This window comes from Ensifer sp. Root558 (genome assembly GCF_001427045.1).
Taxonomy (GTDB): Bacteria; Pseudomonadota; Alphaproteobacteria; order Rhizobiales; family Rhizobiaceae; genus Ensifer; species Ensifer adhaerens.
On record NZ_LMGC01000035.1, the window covers coordinates 120379 to 140233 of the forward strand.

Below are 19855 nucleotides of genomic sequence, written 5' to 3' on the forward strand. Positions count from 1 at the left end.
ACAACCAGGCAAGCGCGCCGGTTGCCTGGCTTTGTGCAGGTCAAAGGGGGTGGTTTGCCTATGTGATCAATAAAATAAGCGAATGCTTAAAAAATACGAATTTCAAAGGCATGAATAAACGAACCTCATAGGACGTTTCCAATAGGAATCGTGTTGACGAACCGAGAGGTGCTTGCCACTCTCCCAACAAAGGCCCGGCGTGAAAGAGGCGCGTGGGTCGTTGCGGCAAGAAGCTGGTTGCATGTTTCCTTGGTCGCTAGGGATCGAAGGCAACAGGCACAAGGCAAGGCAACAACCGTCAGCCATCGGCGTTGAGGGGCGCAAGATGCAAGTGGGCGCGTTTCTGGTCTGGTCCTTGATGGCATTTGCGGCGCTGCTGGCCGTACCCGCAGTCAGTCACACCAATGCATTGACGACATTTTCGCTGATGGCGTCGTCGGCGGCCTTTGTCGGCATGGCCGTCGCGCAGTTCATGGCCGCGCGCCCGCCGTTCGTCGAGGCTCTCTTCGGGGGGCTCGACCGTGTCTATCATTTTCATCGCAGGATAGGCATCTCGGTGCTGTGCCTCATCCTCGTGCACTATTTCCTGAAACCAGACTTCAAGGGCCTGGCGCTGACGAGCGGTCTGAACCAGCTTGCTGCATCCGCCGGCAAATATGCCTTTTACGGTTTCGTCGTGCTGCTCGTTCTCAGTATCGTCAAGATCATACCGCGGACGAAGATCGAGATCCCCTACCATCTGTGGCGCTACACGCACCGCTTCATCGGCCTGCTCTTCGTGATGGTCGCCTTCCACCAGATGTTCATCAAGCGCCCCTATGACGGTACCGCGCTTCTGGCGGTCTACCTCAACGCCTTCGCAGCACTTGGCATCCTGAGCTACACCTATACCCAGCTGCTGCCCTGGCTCCGAACCCGCGGCTACGAAGTCTTCGATGTCGCCCGGGAGGACGGGGCGACGGTGATTGCGGCGCGGCCGCTGCGCCGTGCCTTGCGCGCCAAGCCCGGGCAATTCGGTTTTCTGCGGGTGCTGAAGCCTGGGCTGCGCGAGCCGCATCCGTTTACGATCGCTGGTATCGAGCCCGACGGGGTCGTGCGCTTCGCGATCAAGCCGCTTGGCGACTACACCCAGGCCCTGCGCGACGGAATCGCTGTCGGCGACCGGTTGAAGCTCGAGGGTGGCTATGGCCGCTTCAACCACCGCCGTGGCGGCAAGAAGCAGATCTGGCTCGCCGGCGGCATCGGCGTTACACCGTTCCTGGCGATGGCGCGGCATCTCAATGGCGACGAGGGGCAGGACATCCACATGGTCTATTGCGTGCGCGACCGGCGCGAGGCGATCGGGCTGGAGACCTTCGAGGGGCAGGCCGGAAAGCTCGGCAACTTCACTTTTGTCCTGCACGATTCCTCCGTGGACGGGCGCCTGGATGCGGCCAAGCTCGCGAACGGTAGCGCGATCGATCCGGCGGAAGCCGATCTGTGGTTTTGCGGCCCGCCACCTCTCAGGGAGGCGATCGTCAAAGGTCTGAAAGATCTCGGCAAGCGGCCGAAGCGGGTTGAATTCGAGCGATTTCAGTTTCGATAGTGCAGCGGATTTCAGTAGCGATTCTATTGTTTTAGGGAGTGGGTTTCATGCGCGGTCTGCAGAGAAAGCGAGAAGGCGCCTCGTCATTGTCCGGTCTTGGCCGCGGATATTGGGCCGTTTCATTTGCGGCGCTGGTCGCAGTCTCGCTCTGTCCCGCTGGTGCCTCGGCGCGCGATGCCTTCGCTGAGGATGCCTTCTCCACCTACAAGGCCAACGTCGACAACGGCAAATACATGTTCAACGCCGCAGGCTGCGGCGCCTGCCACGGCTCCGGCGACAACACCGAACTGCTCTCCGGCGGCATGGAGATGAAGACGGCGATCGGCACCTTCTATGCGCCGAACATTTCGCCGCACGCCAATGGCATCGGCGGCTGGACCAATGCGCAGTTTCTGAATGCGGTTCTGGTCGGTCTCGATCGCGAGGGCAACAACCTCTATCCGGTTATGCCCTACACCTCCTATGGCGGCATGAAGCCGGAGGATGCGCTCGACATCAAAGCCTATATCGAGACGTTACCCCAGGCGGATGCAGTGTCGAAAGAGGATGAGATTGCTTTTCCGTTCAGTCGTCAGACGACGATCACGCTCTGGAAGCGCAGCCACTTCACGGTGCCGGCCTACCAGCCGCGCGAGGAGACGCAAGCCGAGCGCGGCCGCTATCTGGTCGAGAATGTCGGCGGCTGCGGCGATTGCCACACACCGCGCACCACGACCTATGGGCTCGACCTGGAGCGCGCCTATGAGGGCGAAAAGGATTTGAGCGGCGCGGTCGCGCCCGACATCAGCAAGACGAAGATGGCCGGTCTTGCCTCGCCCGACGTTTTCACCAGGGGCCTGATCGAGGAAGGCAAGAAGCTCTCGGGCGCGCCGATCAGCGATCCGGTGATGCGGCGTATAGCCAAGGGGCTGAGCGTTCTTTCTGACGACGATCGCCGCGCGATCTATGCCTTCCTTGCCGATCGTGAAGTGAAGGCCCCCGCGCCGGTGGCGCAGTCGGTCACGGCCGTCTGCAAGGAGAATACGGCGACCGAAGCGCTGGGCGGCGGCAATGCGGCGCTGGCGCAGCAGGCCGATGCCTTCATCGGCAGATACTGCCGCAACTGTCACGGGCCGGGCGAAAGTTCGCAGGGGAGCTACCCGGCGGGCGAACTCGCCTCGATTGCCGCCGACGCAAACTTCGTGACCCCCGGAGATGCCTCGAAGTCACGGCTCTACGCGACTGTGGTCAGCGGCCGCATGCCGCTTGGCAAGCGCCCCTCTGCCGAAGAGATCAAGGTGCTGGAGGACTGGATCAACGCACTGAACGAAAAGAGCCTGCCGCAGACGGTGGCCGCAAAACCGGCGCGCGCCCGCCCGATGTTGGGTTATGGCCAGTTCGTCGATGCGGCGCTGAAGGACATCGAGACGGTCAGTGCCCTCGACCGCCCCTACATGCGCTACTTTTCCTATCGCGACCAGTACAACGGCATGATGGGCTGCGAGGACGACCAGACCTTCATGAAGCGCATGGACGTGCTTGCCGGCGGCTTTAAGAAGTTGCTGAATTCGCTGTCCTACGGGCCAAAGCTGGTGCTTCCGACAGAGGTCGACGGCACCAATGGCTTGCTGGTGCGCGTTGATCTGCGCGAACTGCAATGGGACGCGGCGGACTATGACTTCCTGATCAAACGCTATTTCTATGGGATTGATCCCGAGAGCGATGCGTCGCTTTCGGCCCTTTCGAAGGAAACGGCGACGCAACTGCCGATCATGCGGGTCGACTGGTTCATGAGCAACGGCGCGCGCCCGGAGATCTACAACCGGCTGATGAAGTTGCCGACCGAGATCGCCGAACTCGAAAAGCGCTTCAAGATCGACGTGGCCGGCAACATTCGCAGGCGCGATGTGTTGCGGGCCGGTTTCGCCGACGGCTCGTCCGGGGTTTCCGACCACAACCGCATGCTCGAACGGCACGACATGCCGTTCGGCGGCTACTACTGGAAGTCCTATGATTTCGGCGGCGACATCGGCAAGCAGGTGCTGAAGCGCTTCCCGCACGGGCCTCGGGAATTGGCACCGCTCGACGCGGGCCTCGTGCCCTTCGAGCACGACGGCGGCGAAATGATCTTCTCGTTGCCGAACGGCCTGCAGGGCTACTACCTCTCGACGTCAGCAGGAAAGCAGCTTGATGTCGGGCCGACCACCATCGTGTCCTTCCGCAAGCGCCCGATCGGCAAGGGCGTCGAGATCATCAACGCGCGGTCCTGTGTCGATTGCCACGCCGATGGCATCCTTTCGAAACGCGATCAGCTGCGCGAGCAGATCGAGACGTCGACGCTGTTCAGCAAGGACCAACAGGACGTGCTGCTTGCCATGTATGTGAAGCAGGAGGAACTGGACGAAACCTATCGCAAGGACCGCGAGCGCTTCGTCAACGCGTTGAAGGTGCTGGGCATCACGGAGCCGACGCCCGATGGGGGCCTCCAGAGCAAGCATGCGCCGGGCGAGGCGGAGCTCATCACCTACTTTGCCGACAAGTACGAAGACGAGCTCGACTTCGATGCCCTGGCGGCCGAGTTTGACATGACGCCCAAGCAATTCTCAGAAACGATCAAGCGGGTGACAAACACCGATGTCCTGCGCCTCGGGCTCGACTGGGTGACGACGCTGGAAGCGGGCGGAACCATTCCGCGCAACGAGGTCGAGCAACAATATGCATTGCTGATGGCGCCGCTAACCCAGCGCCGTCCGCTCGACACGACGGCGATCGTCATTGCCGGTTCCGAGCCGATGGTGGACGACAGGCCGCAGTCGGTCGCGGCCGCCGTGCCGGACTATCGCAAGGAGGATGCGGGGACTGGCCACAAGCTCGAGCTGGCCCTGAACGTGAAGTCGACGACGGCGAAGGTTGGCGACGAGCTTTCCTTCGAACTCAGCGCCAACCAGGCCTGCGAGCTGCAAATCCTCTATGTCGAGGAGAACGGCAACGTCGAGGTCATCCCGGACGTGATGATCGGCAACACCACGCTTAAGCCGGGCGAGAGACGCCTGATCCCGCAGCCGGGCACGGGCACGCTCACCTTCGACACACCTGCGCCCGCCGAAACGATGCTGGCCTTCTGCCGTGCCGGCGGGCTCGGTGACCAGAAGCTGACGGTGGAGAAGGCACGCCAATATGTCGCGACGTCGCGGTTGCCGCCGACACGGGGACTCGCGATCAACCTGGCCAAGCGGGCGCAGGGTGACGCGGGTGCCAGCAGTGTTCAGATGGTGACGTTCGAGATCAAGGATTGATGGTCGAGTCATGGTTCAGCTACGAGCATTTCTCCTCGCTTCGGCGGTTCTGGCGGTCTTCACCGCGCCGGTCATGGCCTGCGACGGTCTTCGCCTGGCCTCCGAGGCGCTGAACCGCGCCGACGAGGCCGGCACTAAGGTGGCGGCCGACCCCGTAAACATGAAGGGTTGCTCGGCGACCGAGATCGCGCTCACCCGGCGCATCGCGGCGCTCGCAACCTTCAACCGGGTTGCAGCGGCAGTGGGGCAAGGCGCGAAGCTTGAAACCTTCGAAGCGGAACTGACGGCCGCAAGCCGCGACGCCGGCGGCCCCTGGCAGATCCTCGATGCGCTCGGCGATATCAAGCGTGAGCGCAAGGATTACGACGCCGCGGCGACCTCCTATCAGCAAGCGCTGGAAGATGCGGCAAACGAGGAACTGACACCGGATTGGATGGCGCCGGACAAGGCCTACATCGAGCGGCTGGACCGCCTGGCTTCGGAAATGCGGCTCGCTGCAACCAAGCCGGTCAAGCTCGTCGCGCGCGGCGCCTGCAAGTTCTCCTATCGCGGTGTTTCGATCCGGAAAAAGGCGACGCCGGTGCGCTACGTCTTCGGCACGGCCGAGTTTACGCCCGAAGGCCTCGAGTCGGCCAGGGACCTGTTCGAGTGCCTGAAGTCGGCAAAGCCGGCCGCGATCACCCTGATCGGTCACACCGATCCGGTAGGTACCCCCGAGGCGAACATGGCGCTCTCGCTCGCCCGTGCAAAAGCGTTGGCTCAATACCTCGTCGACGCCGGTTATCCCGGCACCTGCACGGTTGTCGGCAGGGGCGAGGACGAACCGTTCAAACCCGATGATCCGACCGCCTATAGCGAGGAGATGTTGCACCAGCTCGACCGGCGCGTGGATGTGGATGTGGGGAAATGACAGTGCTGTGCAGAACCCTGCTTGCGATGAGCTTGCTCGCATTGCCGGCGGCCCCGGCGATGGCCTCGACCTCGGCGCTGGTCGTCGGGGTGGACAAGTATCCGCACGAAGTAAGCCTCGATGGTGCCGTCCGCGATGCGCAAGACGTCACGCAGGCGCTGAAGGCGGCGGATGTCGCCCCGATCCGCCAATTCATCAACGAACAGGCGACCAAGGATGCAATCCGTGCGGCCTGGGGCGAGCTTGTGGCGGCCGCTGAGCGCGGCGATACGATCGTCTTCACCTATGCCGGGCACGGTGCGCAGATGCCGGAGCTGGTCGCCGGCAGTGAGGAGGACGGGCTCGACGAATTCCTGGAGTTGCCGGGCTTCGACCGGGCGCGTGCTGAGGAGACGGCGAGCGAAATCATCGTCGACAACGAGCTCAGCGCCTGGTTCGCGGAGGCGGAAGCCAAGGGCATTCATGTCCTGTTCGTCTCCGACAGCTGTTATTCAGGCGGCATGAACCGCTCGATCTCCGGCAAGACGCGGCTGGCGCCGATGGTGCGCGCCAAGCTGCCGCCGCCATCCAAGGAGGCGCTGTCCGGCGCCAAGGTGAGGGACGTGGAGCTGTCGCAGGTGACGATCCTCGCCGCATCGCTCGAAAGCCAGCCGACCCCGGAAGTGGTTATCGGCGGCGAGCCCCGCGGCGCCCTGAGCTGGAGTTTTGCCCGTGCGTTGGAAGGCGCCGCCGATCGCGATGGCGACGGGCGGATTTCGCGGGTCGAACTCGAAGACTACGTGTTTTCCAACGTCAAGCTGCAGTCGGAAGCCCTGCAGGTGCCGAACTTCACGCCGCAACTGGCGCGCTCCGACAAGGAAATCGTGCTGTCCCTGCCGCGTAGCGCCAAGGTCGGCGTGGCGCCAACAGTGAGCGGCACGAAGCATGCACTGAAGTCGCCGCGCGAAACCGGATGGACGGGCAATTTGCCATTGAGCGTCGTCGGTGACATGCCTGATCTTGCCAATATCGGTGGCGACGGCGTGCCCTACCGGTGGGAGGCGACATCCGGTGTCTTCTATACGCCGAACGGGGACGTCGCCGCGGAACATGTCGCGCCCAAAAGGCTCCAGGGCGTGGTCGACAAATTCATCCTGGTGGATTTTCTGAAAGCACTTGCGGCGCAGAGCCCGGGAGCCGTTTCGCTGAAGCCCGTCAAGGACATCTACTTTGCCGGCGACCGCCTGAACGTCGAGGCGCCGCAGGGCGGCTATGCCAACATGCTGGTCTTCAACCTCGCCAATACCGGCGAAGCACAACTGCTCGACGTGCAGATTGCCGGCAGCGAAAGCCATGCCTTCAAGCTGCGTGACCTGGAGGTGGTCAAGCCCTTCGGTGCGGACCATCTGGTCGTCATCGCGACCAATGCGCCTGTCGACGCGATCGCGGCCGCCTTTGCCAATTCGGACCTCGACGCAGCGGCCTTGCTGCGCTTGCTCGAAACGCGCCTGGAAGGGAGTGAGAGTACGATCGCGGTTCAACCGCTTTACACGAGAGGTCAGGGCCAATGAGCATGGGCGCCAGATCGCGAGTGCCGTTCCTTCACGCCCTTGCGTGTTTCATGCTGCTGGCTGCTCCTGCGGTCGCCGGAGATCGGGCTTTGCTGATCGGGGTCGGCAACTATCAGAATCTGCCGACCGAGTTTTCCCTGCCCGGACCGGCGAACGATCTGGTCGCGATGCAAAGGCTGCTCACGGAACGGCTCGGCTTCGACAGTGCCTCGATCCGCGTGCTGAAGGACGGGCAGGCGACCAGAGCTGAAATCCTGTCATCCATGAACGGCTGGCTTGTCGATGCGACGAAGCCCGGCGATCGCGTCTATCTCTATTTTTCAGGCCACGGCCTGCAGGTGAAGGATGCGGATGGCGACGAAGCGGATGGGCTGGATGAAGCGATTGCGCCTGCCGACATTGCCGCCGGTGAAACGGACTGGCAAGGCGCTGTCCTCGACGACGAGATCGATGCGGTGCTGGAGCGCCTGAAGGGGCGCGCTGTGACGGTCGTGATCGACGCCTGTCACTCCGGCACGATCTCCCGGTCGCTGTCCGAGGACATCAAAAAGCCCATCGACGGCGCCCGCTTTCTCCCGCGTCCCGATGCCAAGCCGGTCGAGCAAGCGCTGACCCGCGGCCTTAGGATTGATCTTGCCCTCGTCGACAAGCCGAAGCTCGTCGATGCCGGGGTGACCGCCTGGAGTGCGGCGGCGCCCTATCAGGTCGCCTGGGACGATGTCCGGCTACCGACAGCGGATCGGCACGGGGTTTTCACCGCAGCCTTCGTCGCCGGCCAGACCGGCGACGCTGCCGATGGCAATGGCAACGGATTGACGAGCAACGCCGAGCTTCTTGGATATGTAAAGGCGCAATCTGCCTCCTACTGCGCCTTGCAGGAGCAATGCGGCAATCTCGACCCGCAGTTGGAAGGCAGACCCGAGGCGCTCGGCGACAGCGCGATGGTGCCGGAAAAGCGCGATGCGGATGGCAGCGGGCAGGGTGCGTATACCATTACTCCGAATGCAGCGGTGCCGAGCTATCAGGCGGCCAACCCCATCGATGCCGTCGGTGATATCATCGGCAAGAGCGAAGCCGGCGATGTCATGCTCTCTATCGACAAGCCGACCACCATGAAGGCCGGCGAAGTCTTCAAACTGACGGTCAACAGCCACACGGCCGGCAATCTCCTGATTTTCGACGTCAACAGCCAGGGCAATGCAACACAGATTTTCCCGAACGAGTTCGCGCAAAAGATCACGACGTTGGCGCCGGACGTGCCGCTGACCTTGCCGGATGAATATTACGGCTTCGATTTCGAGGCCTCGGGCGAGGGGGACGGCATTTTCGTGGCGCTTGTCGTCAGCGATGCTGTCGACTTGAGCGATCTTGCGCCGATATCGCGGGGCCTCAAGGTGGAGGTCGATGCGCGCGAGCCCTTGAGCGAGATCATCGCGCGGCTGCAGAAGAACTGGACCGAAGATCTCGACACGCGCGGAATCCATTGGTCAGTCGGCACCCTGCGCTATCGCGTCGAGTAGGATCGATAACGGACAGAACGAAAAAACCCGCCTCGATGAGGCGGGCTTCTTTTTGTGTCGTCTCGTCCGGTTCTAGTGCAGGATCTGGCTGAGGAAGAGCTTGGTGCGCTCGTGCTGCGGATTGTCGAAGAACTCAGCCGGCGAGTTCTGCTCGACGATCTGGCCCTGGTCCATGAAGATCACGCGGTTGGCGACCTGGCGGGCGAAGCCCATTTCGTGGGTCACGCACAGCATGGTCATGCCTTCTTCGGCGAGCGACACCATGGTGTCGAGCACTTCCTTGACCATTTCCGGGTCGAGCGCCGAGGTCGGCTCATCGAAGAGCAGGATCTTCGGCTTCATGCACAGCGAGCGGGCGATCGCCACGCGCTGCTGCTGNCTTGACCATTTCCGGGTCGAGCGCCGAGGTCGGCTCATCGAAGAGCAGGATCTTCGGCTTCATGCACAGCGAGCGGGCGATCGCCACGCGCTGCTGCTGGCCGCCCGAAAGCTGGCCCGGATACTTGTTCGCCTGCTCGGGGATCTTGACGCGCTTCAGGAAGTGCATCGCGATTTCTTCGGCCTGCTTCTTCGGCATCTTGCGCACCCAGATCGGGGCAAGCGTGCAGTTTTCGAGGATCGTCAGGTGCGGGAAGAGGTTGAAGTGCTGGAACACCATGCCGACTTCGCGGCGCACTTCGTCGATCTTCTTCAGATCGTTGGTGAGCTCGATGCCGTCGACGACGATCTTGCCCTTCTGGTGCTCTTCGAGCCGATTGATGCAGCGGATCATCGTCGACTTGCCGGAGCCCGANGTCGTTGGTGAGCTCGATGCCGTCGACGACGATCTTGCCCTTCTGGTGCTCTTCGAGCCGATTGATGCAGCGGATCATCGTCGACTTGCCGGAGCCCGACGGGCCGGCAATGACGATGCGCTCGCCCTTCATAACCTTCAGGTTGATGTCACGAAGGACGTGGAAGTCCCCGTACCACTTGTTCATTCCAGTGATTTCGACTGCGACATCCGTTGCGGAAACAGTCATTTTGGAAGCAGTGGCTGCGTTTGCCATGCGATCCTCCCCTCATTTTATCGTTTATGGGCCGTGTCGAGCACGCGTTCCATGAAACCTGAATAGCGCGACATACCAAAGCAGAAAAGCCAGAATATGAAGCCAGCGAAAATTAGCCCTGAGATCGGCGTCACCGAAGAGGCCCAGTTGGCGTCCGTGAAGTTGAAGCGGACGATGCCGAGCAGGTCGAACATGCCGATGATCGACACCAGTGACGTGTCCTTGAAGAGGCCGATGAAGGTGTTGACGATGCCCGGAATCACGAGCTTCAGCGCCTGTGGCAGCACGATGAGGTTCATCTTCTGCCAGAAGCTGAGGCCGAGGGAATCCGCGCCCTCATACTGCCCCTTCGGGATAGCCTGGAGGCCGCCGCGCACCACTTCGGCCATGTAGGCCGAGGCAAAGAACGACACGCCGATCAGTGCACGCAGGAACTTGTCGAAGGTGACGCCCTGCGGCAGGAACAGTGGCAGCATGACGCTCGCCATGAAGAGCACGGTAATCAGAGGGATGCCGCGCACCAGTTCGATGAAGGCGGTGCAGAGCATCTTGATCACAGGCATATGCGATCGCCGCCCCAGTGCCAGAAGAATGCCGAGTGGCAACGACACGGCAATGCCGACGAACGAAAGGATGAGCGTCACCATCAGACCGCCCCAGAGCGGCGTCTCGACGTAGGTCAGTCCGAACCAGCCGCCGGGAAGCAGGATCAAGGAAATGATCGGCAGCACGGCGAAGAGCAGGATGGCGTTGATGCCCTTGAAGGGAGCCTTCGGGATCAACATCGGAATGAGGAAAAGCACGAAGAGGATGCCGACCAGCGTCGGTCTCCAACGCTCATCGAGCGGGTAGCGGCCGTAGGCGAATTGGTCGAGTTTTGCGTTGACGAAGGCCCAGCACGCACCGCTCCAGCCATCCGGCTGCGAGCCTCCTTGAGCAACCGTGGCGCAAACGCCACGGCCGCCGCCGGTCCAGGCGGCGTCGATGAAGAGCCACTGGATGGCCGGAGGCACGAGCCACGCAAGCGCAAGCAGGCTGACGATGGTGAGCACCGCATCCTTTGGCGTCGCGAACAGGTTTTCGCGCAGCCAATGGACGATGCCACCTTCGGCGACCGGCGGGGCGGACCCTTCGATCATTGAGGTACGGACAAAAGTTGCCTGGTGTGTGTTCATGATCTTATCTCTCCACCAGGGCCATGCGGGCATTGAACCAGTTCATGAACAGCGACGTCGCAAGGCTCAGCGACAGGTAGACGACGATCCAGATCGTGACGATCTCGATCGATTGTCCTGTCTGGTTGAGGATGGTGCCACCGACGGCGACAAGATCCGCGTAACCGATCGCAACGGCGAGCGACGAGTTCTTGGTAAGGTTCAGATACTGGCTGGTGAGCGGCGGAATGATGATCCGGAGCGCTTGCGGAACCACCACCAGTCGTGTCGTCAGGCCGGGGCGTACACCGAGCGCGTGCGCGGCTTCCGTCTGCCCCTTGGATACGCCGCGGATGCCGGCACGCACGATCTCGGCTATGAAGGCGGCCGTGTAGAACGAGAGCGCCAGGAACAGCGACAGGAATTCCGGTCCGATGACCGAGCCGCCGGTGAGGTTGAATTTGCCGGCGACGGGGACGTCGAAGGTGATAGGCGATCCCGTGGCAAGGAAGACCAGCAACGGCAGACCGATGATCAGGCCGAGCGACGCCCAAAGAACCGGGAAACGCTGTCCGGTGGCCTCCTGCTTCTTGCGCGCATAGCGTGACAGGAGGAAGCTGGCGACGATCGCGAGGACAAAGGCTAGAACCGTGTACAGCGAACCGTCACCAAAGATCGGCTTGGGAAAGGCAAGGCCGCGGTTGTTGAGGAACATGTTGAGCGGCAGTGCTGCCGATTCACGCGGCTGCGGCAGGATCGCCAGGACGCCGCTGTACCAGAAGAAGATGACCAGCAGTGGCGGGATGTTGCGGAAGATCTCGACATAGGCGAGCGACAGCTTGGCGATCAGCCAGTTGTGCGACAGGCGGCCGATCCCGACTGCAAAGCCGATGATGGTGGCGGTGAAAATACCGCAGACGGCGACCAGCAATGTGTTGAGCAGGCCGACGACAAGTGCGCGCTGATAGGTGGAATCGCTGGTATAGGCGATCAGCGATTGCCCGACGTCAAAACCAGCGCGTCCATTGAGGAAGCCGTAACCGGAAGCGATGTTCGCCCGTTTGAGATTCTCGATCGTGTTGTCGGCCACCCAATAGACGAAGGCCCCGAGTAGGACGACGGTAATAACCTGATAAAAGATGCCGCGGACCTGCGGGTCGTTGATGATCGACCCCGACGGTTTCGATTTCTCAGGCGTAGTTGTGACGCCAATCGCCATGCAATGCCTCTTTCCCCTTTTTCACCCTTTTGGGTGTTTTTATCGTTGGGACGGGGAAGCGGTTGTCCGCTTCCCCGGTATTTTCGGTTCGCTTTAGCGGACCGGCGGAGCGTACTGGATGCCGCCCTTGTTCCACAGCGCGTTGAGGCCGCGCTCGATCTTGAGCGGGCTGCCGGCGCCGATGTTGCGGTCGAAGACTTCGCCGTAGTTTCCGACGGCCTTGATCACGTTCACGGCCCATTCGTTGGTGAGGCCGAGGTCGGTGCCGATCTTCGAGTCAGCTTCGACGCCGAGGAAGCGCTGAACGTCCGGGTTGGTGGACTTCTTCATTTCTTCGACGTTGGCCTGGGTGACGCCGAACTCTTCAGCCTGGATCAGCGCGTAGTGAACCCAGCTGACGATATCGAACCACTGGTCGTCACCCTGGCGCACGGCCGGGCCGAGCGGCTCCTTCGAGATGATTTCCGGCAGGATCATGTGATCGTCCGGCTTCGACAGCGTCAGACGCAGCGAATAAAGGCCGGACTGGTCGGTCGTGTAGACGTCGCAACGGCCGGCGTCATAGGCGGCGTTGACTTCTTCAAGCTTTTCGAAAACGACCGGATTGTACTGCAGGTTGTTCGACTTGAAGTAGTCGGCGAGGTTGAGCTCGGTGGTGGTGCCCGTCTGCACGCAGACAGCGGCGCCCGAAAGCTCCAGCGCGGATTTGACGTTCAGGCCCTTGCGAACCATGAAGCCCTGGCCGTCATAGTAGTTGACCGGGCGGAAGTTGAAGCCGAGCGCGGTGTCGCGGTTGATCGTCCAGGTGGTGTTACGGGCAAGCACGTCGACTTCGCCCGACTGCAGCGCCGGGAAGCGTTCCTTGGCGGAGGTCGGGGTGTACTTCACCTTGCTGCCATCCGCGAAGATCGCGGCGGCGATTGCCTTGCAGTAGTCTACGTCGAATCCGCTCCAGTTGCCCGAAGCATCCGGCGCTGCGAAGCCGGCGAGACCGGTGTTCACGCCGCACTGGACAAAGCCCTTGGCTTTGACGTCATCAAGAGTAGCGCCCGAAGCCGCCTGTGTGCCAATCCCCATGACAGCAGCGCCAACGAGAGCTGTCAGAATTCTTTTTGCCATTTTTAGAACCTTTTTCTGTTGTCGTTAGTTCCAGTCTGCACCGTCGCGTCTCCTAGCGCGGTGAGCCTCCGCCACCCTCCTGGCGCGAGTGTCGGCTATCTCATGCTCAATTTCCATGAGGGTCAAGAGAGGCCGCCGATTTTCTGGTTTTGCATGTGAAAAACTCGAAACAAGCCAGAAAGTTAGGCAGATCTTGGGGGTGTGAATCACGCTCTGGCGGAAAATTCGCCAGAAGTGGCCTCGCGACGGTCAAAACGACGCTTCATGATTTTTGCCACTTGACCGCGATTGTGGCTCGTTCGAAGAGTTTTGCATTCGAAATCTAGAAGCGGAATGAGCAATGGCAGACAGTGGCAATGTGAACGGCAAGGCAGGCATCAACACGCGTCTCGCCCATAGCGGCAACAACCCCTCCGATTACTTCGGCTTCGTCAATCCGCCGGTCGTGCACGCCTCCACGGTGCTGTTCCCGAACGCCAAGACCATGGAGACGCGGGCGCAGAAGTACACCTACGGCACCCGCGGAACGCCGACCACGGACGCGCTCTGCGACGCGATCAACGAACTCGAAGGGTCCGCCGGAACGATCCTCGTGCCTTCGGGGCTGGCGGCGGTCACGGTGCCGTTCCTCGCCTATCTCTCGGCCGGCGACCACGCCTTGATCGTCGATTCGGTCTACTTCCCGACGCGCCATTTCTGCGACACGATGCTGAAGCGACTTGGCGTCACGGTCGAATACTACGATCCGATGATCGGCGCTGCGATCGAGAGCCTGATCCGCCCGAACACGCGCCTGGTACACACCGAAGCACCGGGATCGAACACCTTCGAAATGCAGGACATCCGCGCGATTGCCGATGCCGCCCATCGCCATGGCTGCATCGTCACCATGGACAATACCTGGGCGACGCCCGTCTACTTCAAGCCGCTCGACCATGGCGTCGATGTGTCGATCCATGCGGCCACCAAGTATCCGTCCGGCCATTCGGACGTGCTCTTCGGTACCGTTTCGGCCAATGCCGAGCACTGGCCGGCCCTGACAGAGGCCATGGTGACGCTCGGCGTCTGCGTCTCGCCCGATGACAGCTACCAGATCCTGCGTGGCCTTCGCACCATGGGCATCCGTCTCGAGCGGCACCAGGAAAGCGCCCTGACGCTGGCGAAATGGCTGGAAACACGCGACGAAGTGGCCCGCGTGCTGCATCCGGCGCTGCCGAGCTTCCCCGGCCACGAGCTCTGGAAGCGCGATTTCACCGGCGCGAGCGGCATCTTCTCCTTCGTGCTGAAGGCGGAGAGCCCTGACCGCTTCAGGGCCAAGGCGCACGCCTTCCTCGATGCGCTGAGATTGTTCGGGCTCGGCTATTCCTGGGGCGGTTTCGAAAGCCTCGCGCTCCATGTCGGTCTCGGAGATCGCAAGGTGGCGCTGGCGCCGACCGAAGGTCCGGTTCTGCGCCTGCAGATCGGCCTTGAGGACGTGCCGGATATCCGGCGCGACATCGAAGCGGGCCTGGCTGCGGCAAACGCCGTTTGACGAAGGCAATGACGGACGCCGCGGTCATCCGCGGCGTTCTGCTTTTCTGGACTAGATCTTTCGCGCGCCGGCAGTTTATCGAACGGATCGCGGTGAATGGCCGTCGCTTCTTAGCGCTCCGGCGCCCCGTAGCCGTAGAGCCAGTCGAGGTCGGCTGCGAGCGCGTCGGGCCCCTTGAGCTTCAACACCATGTCGCGGCCGATACGCACCGGGCCGCGGGCGTGATAGGCGAAATGGTTGAAGGCCGCACGGCGGCGGACGCGCGCGATGCGTGGCCTGCGAAGCGCCTCGAATTTCCGCAAGGAATCCGCGACGCTGAGGTTTTCAGACAGGCAAGCCGCAAGCGCGGATGCGTCCTCGATGGCCATGGCCGCACCTTGCGCCGCAAAGGGCGTCATCGCATGGGCCGCGTCGCCGATCAGCACTGTTTTTTGACCATCATGCCAGGCGCCGTCGTCGACGGTGCAGAGCGGCCAGTAGGTGGGCGCCACGGCCTTATCGAGAAGCGAGCGGATGCCTGGGCTCCAATCGGAAAAGGCGTTGAGGCAATCCTGGCGCCGCGCGTCCGAATCCTTGCCGACCCAGATCGCGTCGGTCTCCTTGCCCTCGATGATGGCGACGAGATTGAAACCGCCGACTTCCCGCAGAGGATAGGCAACGAGGTGGGCGCGCGGGCCGAGGAAGGCGGTGACCTCACCGCGCTTGAGCACGCCTGCAGCAAGGTCGCCTGCAAGCGTCATGCGCCAGGCGATATTGCCGGAGAACCGGACACGGCCGGCGGCGGGCACGGTTTCGCGCAGCCGCGACCAGATGCCGTCGGCGCCGATGACGACGTCCGGCATGCGCCCCGTCACTGCCGCGATCGCCTGGTCCCCGGGCTTGTCGATCTGGCATCCAAGGTGGAGACGGCAGCGCGGTTCGGATTGAACAGCCTGAAACAGCATTTTCTGAAGGCTGGCTCGGTGGAGAACGGCATAGGGCGCATGCCAGCGGCGGCGCGCGAAGGTCCCGGCCGGCACGCTGGCAAGCGCGCGCAGAGAGCGGCCGTCAACGAGCCCGATGCGCTCGGGCTCCGTCCATACACTCTCAAGCTGCGCCAGCAGGCCGAGCTCGATGAGGATACGGGAGGCGTTCGGTGAAAGCTGCAGGCCGGCTCCAACCTCGGTCAGTGCCGTCGCCCGCTCGATGATATCGACGTCGAAGCCGCGCCGGGCAAGGCATAGGGCAGCCGTGAGGCCGCCGATGCCGGCACCGATGATCGCGACGGGGCGCGACATCGTCGCTTATCAGGCGGCTTTATGGGCGAAGAGGCAGCCGGGGGGATTGGTTTCGGTCGCCTTCAGCTTCGGATTGTAGCGATAGAGCGTAGAGCAGTAGGAGCAGACCTTCTCGTCGTCGTCACCCATGTCGATGAAGATGTGCGGGTGATCGTAGGGAATGGATGCGCCGGTGCACATGAATTCCTTGACGCCGATTTCGATTGCCTGATGTCCGCCGTCGTTCTGGAAATGCGGGATGCTGTGGCCGGCCATGTCATGCTCCGATGAATGCAAGTCTGAAGGTCAAATTTGGCGGCACCATAGTCAGCTTTGCCGGAAATGTGTAGCGGCAAAGCTGCCGCAGTTGTGGTTTTTGCCGGTGCGGGGTTTCGCCCGCCAAGGCGACGAACTAGGTTGCGCCGGATCGATATGCCCAAGGATGAATAGATGGATCTCACCCCGCCGCCGTTTTCCCGTTTCAATCATGACGGTCTGGAGATCGCCTTCTTCGACGAGGGCGACCCGTCCGGCGCGCCCGTTCTGCTCATTCACGGCTTTGCATCCAGCGCCAACGTCAACTGGGTTTTCCCGGGCTGGCTGAAGACGCTGGGTGACGCCGGCTACCGCGTCATCGCGCTCGACAACCGAGGTCATGGCAAGAGCAGCAAGCCCTACGACCCGGAACTCTACCACCCTCAGCAGATGGCGGGTGACGCCGCCGCATTGCTTGGGCATCTCGGGATCGCCGAGGCTCATGTCATGGGCTATTCGATGGGCGCTCGCATCTCGGCCTTCCTGGCGCTCGCGCATCCCGACCGCGTGCGCTCGCTGGTCTTCGGCGGGCTCGGCATCGGCATGGTGTCGGGGGTCGGGGATTGGGATCCGATTGCCGACGCTCTGGTGGCGCCGTCGCTTGACGACGTGACCCATGCGCGCGGGCGCATGTTCCGCGCCTTTGCCGACCAGACCAAGAGCGACCGGCAGGCGCTTGCGGCATGTATCTCGACCTCGCGGGATCTGCTGACGGCACAGGATATGGCGCGCATCGAGCAGCCGACGCTGATTGGCGTCGGGACGACCGATGACATCGCCGGATCGGCGCAGGAACTGGCAGCGCTGATGCCGCGTGCGCGTGCGCTCGACATTCCGGGTCGCGACCATATGCTCGCCGTCGGCGACCGGGTTTTCAAGAAAGCGGTGCTCGAATTTTTGGCAGAGATCGATCGCATCTAGCGTATCGTCATTGCCGCCAGACGCCATTTAAGTCACGCCTGATTTCCCCTATAGTGATAGCAGGCACGGACAAGGAAGGAGAGCGACGATGGTCGCCAAGACCGAACTTCGCCAGGCAGAAGCGCTGCAAGTGATGGACCCGATTTGGAATAGCCTGCGCGAAGAAGCCCGGATTGCCGCCGAGCAAGACCCAATGCTCGCGGCCTTCCTCTATTCCACCGTGGTCAATCAGCACTCTCTCGAAGAAAGCGTGATCTACCGCATCTGCGAACGGTTGGATCACCCGGATCTGCAGGCAAACCTTTTGCGCCAGACCTTCTCGGAGATGCTGGAGGACTGGCCGGAATGGGGCACCATTCTGCGTGTCGACATCCAGGCCGTCTACGACCGTGACCCAGCCTGCACCCGCTTCATCGAGCCGGTGCTCTATTTCAAGGGCTTCCATGCGATCCAGACGCATCGCCTGGCGCATTGGCTATTGAAGCGCGGCCGCAAGGATTTCGCCTTCTACCTGCAGAGCCGGGCGTCGAGCGTCTTCCAGACGGACATCAACCCCGCCGCCCGCATCGGCCGCGGCATCTTCCTTGATCATGCCACCGGCCTTGTCGTCGGCGAGACCGCGGTCATTGGTGACAACGTCTCGATCCTGCACGGCGTGACGCTCGGCGGCACGGGCAAGGAAGGCAGCGATCGCCACCCGAAGATCGCCGACGGTGTGCTGATTGGCGCCGGCGCCAAGATCCTCGGCAATATCCATATCGGACACTGCTCGCGCGTCGCTGCGGGTTCGGTCGTGCTGAAACCGGTGCCGCCGAAGTCGACGGTCGCCGGCGTACCGGCAAAGGTCGTGGGCGAGGCCGGCTGTTCCGAGCCGTCGCGCCAGATGGACCAGATCCTTGCCAGCTTCGATATCTGACATGCGGGAACCGGTGTGTAGCCTCTTTCGAGGGGTTTACACCCGCCGATGCAGCGTGCGAGAAGCGCCGCACAGTTTAAACGGCTACGGAGACGTGTTTTGAAGCCCGAAGAAATCCGCAAGCTTGAAGCCTACTTCAAGCGCACCTTCAATCAGCAGATGGTCGTCAAGGCTCGCCCGAAGAAGGACGAGTCCGCTGAAGTCTATCTCGGTGACGAGTTCCTCGGTGTGGTCTTCCGCGATGAGGAAGACGGCGAGCTTTCCTACAACTTCTCCATGGCGATCCTCGACATCGACCTCTAAGTCGCGACGCCGGACGCTTTCAGTATAAACCCCGAAAATCCATGGGATTTTCGGGGTTTATTGTTTTGTGCGGGATGTTGATGTCTTGCTGGGCAATTGCTCGCTAGTGCTTATCTTGCGGCTGTAGCGAGCGCAGCAAGAAATTTCATGCCGAACCGCGATATTTCATCAAGTTGTTGCATCTGTTGTATTTTATTGCATCGCACACTCGTCTTGACTTTTTGTGCAGTGCACATAGACTGAAGCCTCCAGATCAGGCCGTCACCAAGGAGACACCGGATGTTCAACTTCGACGATGCAAACAAGAAGAGCAAGGAAGCCATTGATGTGGCTGTGAAGAGCTATTCCGCTTGGACCAAGGGTCTCCAGGCTATCGCGACCGAAGCTGCCGACTTTTCGAAGAAGTCCTTCGAGGACAGCGTCGCGCATGTCGAAAAGCTGACGAGCGTCAAGAGCGTCGAGGCTGCTTTCGAACTGCAGACCAACTTCGTGAAGTCGAGCTACGAAGGCTTTGTCGCCGAAGCAACGAAGATCGGCGAAATGTATGCCGACCTCGCCAAGGACGCCTACAAGCCCTACGAAGCGCCGGTTGCCAAGGCAACGGCAGCAGTCAAGGCCGCCGCTGCAGCAGCCTGATCACCGGCTAAAACAATTTCTCAATAAAAAGGCCGGTCGCAGCGCTTGCGACCGGCCTTTTTGTTTTTCGCATAAGCTGTGCGCAGCCCAAAGAAAGTTGATCAATCTTGCCGGTCAACGTGCGATTATGATTGCAGTGTGTTGGTTCGGTCTTAAAATCTGAAAACGAACCATTAGATAAAGGGCAAGCAGGCTGCGGCCGAGTTCGATGGGTCGCTACTGTACAAGGAACTGACAAGAATGATCGCCATGCCGGTCCGGATGCAGCAAGGTAGCGATGATGAGGGGAACGGCAACAACCGCATCACGTCCGTCATCACGCGTACCAAGCCGAAGACCAAAAAGCCGAGTTTGTATCGCGTTCTGCTTTTGAATGACGATTACACGCCGATGGAATTTGTCATCCATATTCTGGAGCGCTTCTTTCAAAAGAACCCGGAAGAGGCGACCCGCATCATGCTCCACGTCCACAATCACGGTGTGGGAGAGTGCGGCGTCTTCACCTATGAGGTCGCCGAAACCAAGGTGACGCAGGTGATGGACTTCGCCCGGCAGCATCAGCATCCGTTGCAATGCGTCATGGAAAAGAAATGAGG

General features: G+C 61.5%; 17 protein-coding genes and 2 pseudogenes. 11 read left to right on the forward strand and 8 right to left on the reverse strand.

All coding sequences use genetic code 11. From position 1 onward, the window contains the following. Positions 1-325: 325 nt before the first annotated feature. From ASD63_RS26935 to ASD63_RS26955, 5 genes are all read left to right on the forward strand, one after another. Positions 326-1585, forward strand: coding sequence for a ferric reductase-like transmembrane domain-containing protein (locus ASD63_RS26935; RefSeq protein ID WP_034795708.1), 1260 nt, complete (start codon positions 326-328; stop codon positions 1583-1585). 47 nt (positions 1586-1632) lie between these two features. Then, positions 1633-4860, forward strand: coding sequence for a c-type cytochrome (locus tag ASD63_RS26940; RefSeq protein WP_060644189.1), 3228 nt, complete (start codon positions 1633-1635; stop codon positions 4858-4860). A gap of 10 nt (positions 4861-4870) precedes the next feature. Then, positions 4871-5770 carry an OmpA family protein gene (locus ASD63_RS26945; RefSeq protein WP_034795701.1) on the forward strand — a complete coding sequence of 300 codons (900 nt, stop codon included), beginning with the start codon at positions 4871-4873 and terminating at the stop codon, positions 5768-5770. Next, positions 5767-7320, forward strand: a complete 1554-nt coding sequence (locus ASD63_RS26950) for a caspase family protein (RefSeq protein WP_082572996.1) — start codon at positions 5767-5769, stop codon at positions 7318-7320. The genes ASD63_RS26945 and ASD63_RS26950 overlap by 4 nt, the downstream gene beginning before the upstream one ends. A gap of 89 nt (positions 7321-7409) precedes the next feature. After that, positions 7410-8840: a caspase family protein gene (locus ASD63_RS26955; protein ID WP_060530022.1), complete on the forward strand. Its 1431-nt coding sequence runs from the start codon at positions 7410-7412 to the stop codon at positions 8838-8840. A gap of 72 nt (positions 8841-8912) precedes the next feature. Here the strand turns inward: ASD63_RS26955 and ASD63_RS35325 are convergent. From ASD63_RS35325 to ASD63_RS26975, 6 genes and pseudogenes are all read right to left on the reverse strand, one after another. Beyond that, positions 8913-9218: ATP-binding cassette domain-containing protein (locus ASD63_RS35325; protein WP_156624156.1), on the reverse strand; the 306-nt coding region annotated here is incomplete at its 5' end. 1 nt (position 9219) lies between these two features. Continuing rightward, positions 9220-9633: pseudogene (locus ASD63_RS36365) on the reverse strand (ATP-binding cassette domain-containing protein); the annotation flags it as partial. Positions 9634-9733: 100 nt separating this feature from the next. Next, positions 9734-9889: pseudogene (locus ASD63_RS36370) on the reverse strand (amino acid ABC transporter ATP-binding protein); the annotation flags it as partial. A gap of 17 nt (positions 9890-9906) precedes the next feature. Further along, positions 9907-11064, reverse strand: coding sequence for an amino acid ABC transporter permease (locus ASD63_RS26965; protein WP_034796753.1), 1158 nt, complete (start codon positions 11062-11064; stop codon positions 9907-9909). 4 nt (positions 11065-11068) lie between these two features. Continuing rightward, the gene (locus tag ASD63_RS26970; protein WP_034796751.1) at positions 11069-12262 is read right to left on the reverse strand and encodes an amino acid ABC transporter permease; all 1194 of its coding nucleotides are present in this window, start codon (positions 12260-12262) and stop codon (positions 11069-11071) included. Between the two features lie 93 nt (positions 12263-12355). Then, complete coding sequence (locus ASD63_RS26975) at positions 12356-13381, reverse strand: amino acid ABC transporter substrate-binding protein (protein WP_034796750.1); 1026 nt, start codon at positions 13379-13381, stop codon at positions 12356-12358. Between the two features lie 340 nt (positions 13382-13721). Between ASD63_RS26975 and ASD63_RS26980 the strand changes: the two genes are divergently transcribed. Beyond that, on the forward strand, positions 13722-14912 hold the full coding sequence (locus tag ASD63_RS26980) for a cystathionine beta-lyase (RefSeq protein WP_034796748.1): 1191 nt from the start codon (positions 13722-13724) through the stop codon (positions 14910-14912). A 110-nt stretch (positions 14913-15022) separates the two neighbouring features. Here the strand turns inward: ASD63_RS26980 and ASD63_RS26985 are convergent, their stop codons facing one another. Both ASD63_RS26985 and ASD63_RS26990 read right to left on the reverse strand, forming a co-directional pair. Next, positions 15023-16189, reverse strand: coding sequence for an FAD-dependent monooxygenase (locus tag ASD63_RS26985; RefSeq protein WP_034796747.1), 1167 nt, complete (start codon positions 16187-16189; stop codon positions 15023-15025). A gap of 9 nt (positions 16190-16198) precedes the next feature. Then, the gene (locus ASD63_RS26990; protein WP_034796744.1) at positions 16199-16444 is read right to left on the reverse strand and encodes a zinc-finger domain-containing protein; all 246 of its coding nucleotides are present in this window, start codon (positions 16442-16444) and stop codon (positions 16199-16201) included. 174 nt (positions 16445-16618) lie between these two features. On the opposite strand from ASD63_RS26990, the gene ASD63_RS26995 reads away from it, so the two are divergent. From ASD63_RS26995 to clpS, 5 genes are all read left to right on the forward strand, one after another. Further along, positions 16619-17404 carry an alpha/beta hydrolase gene (locus ASD63_RS26995; protein ID WP_034796743.1) on the forward strand — a complete coding sequence of 262 codons (786 nt, stop codon included), beginning with the start codon at positions 16619-16621 and terminating at the stop codon, positions 17402-17404. A gap of 88 nt (positions 17405-17492) precedes the next feature. After that, positions 17493-18320, forward strand: a complete 828-nt coding sequence (cysE, locus tag ASD63_RS27000; protein ID WP_034796741.1) for a serine O-acetyltransferase — start codon at positions 17493-17495, stop codon at positions 18318-18320. A gap of 99 nt (positions 18321-18419) precedes the next feature. Next, a complete protein-coding gene (locus tag ASD63_RS27005; protein WP_034796738.1) occupies positions 18420-18623 on the forward strand; it encodes a DUF3126 family protein in 204 nt (67 codons plus the stop codon). Positions 18624-18902: 279 nt separating this feature from the next. After that, the gene (locus ASD63_RS27010; protein WP_034796735.1) at positions 18903-19259 is read left to right on the forward strand and encodes a phasin family protein; all 357 of its coding nucleotides are present in this window, start codon (positions 18903-18905) and stop codon (positions 19257-19259) included. A gap of 240 nt (positions 19260-19499) precedes the next feature. Further along, on the forward strand, positions 19500-19853 hold the full coding sequence (gene clpS, locus ASD63_RS27015) for an ATP-dependent Clp protease adapter ClpS (RefSeq protein WP_034796732.1): 354 nt from the start codon (positions 19500-19502) through the stop codon (positions 19851-19853). Positions 19854-19855: the final 2 nt, after the last annotated feature.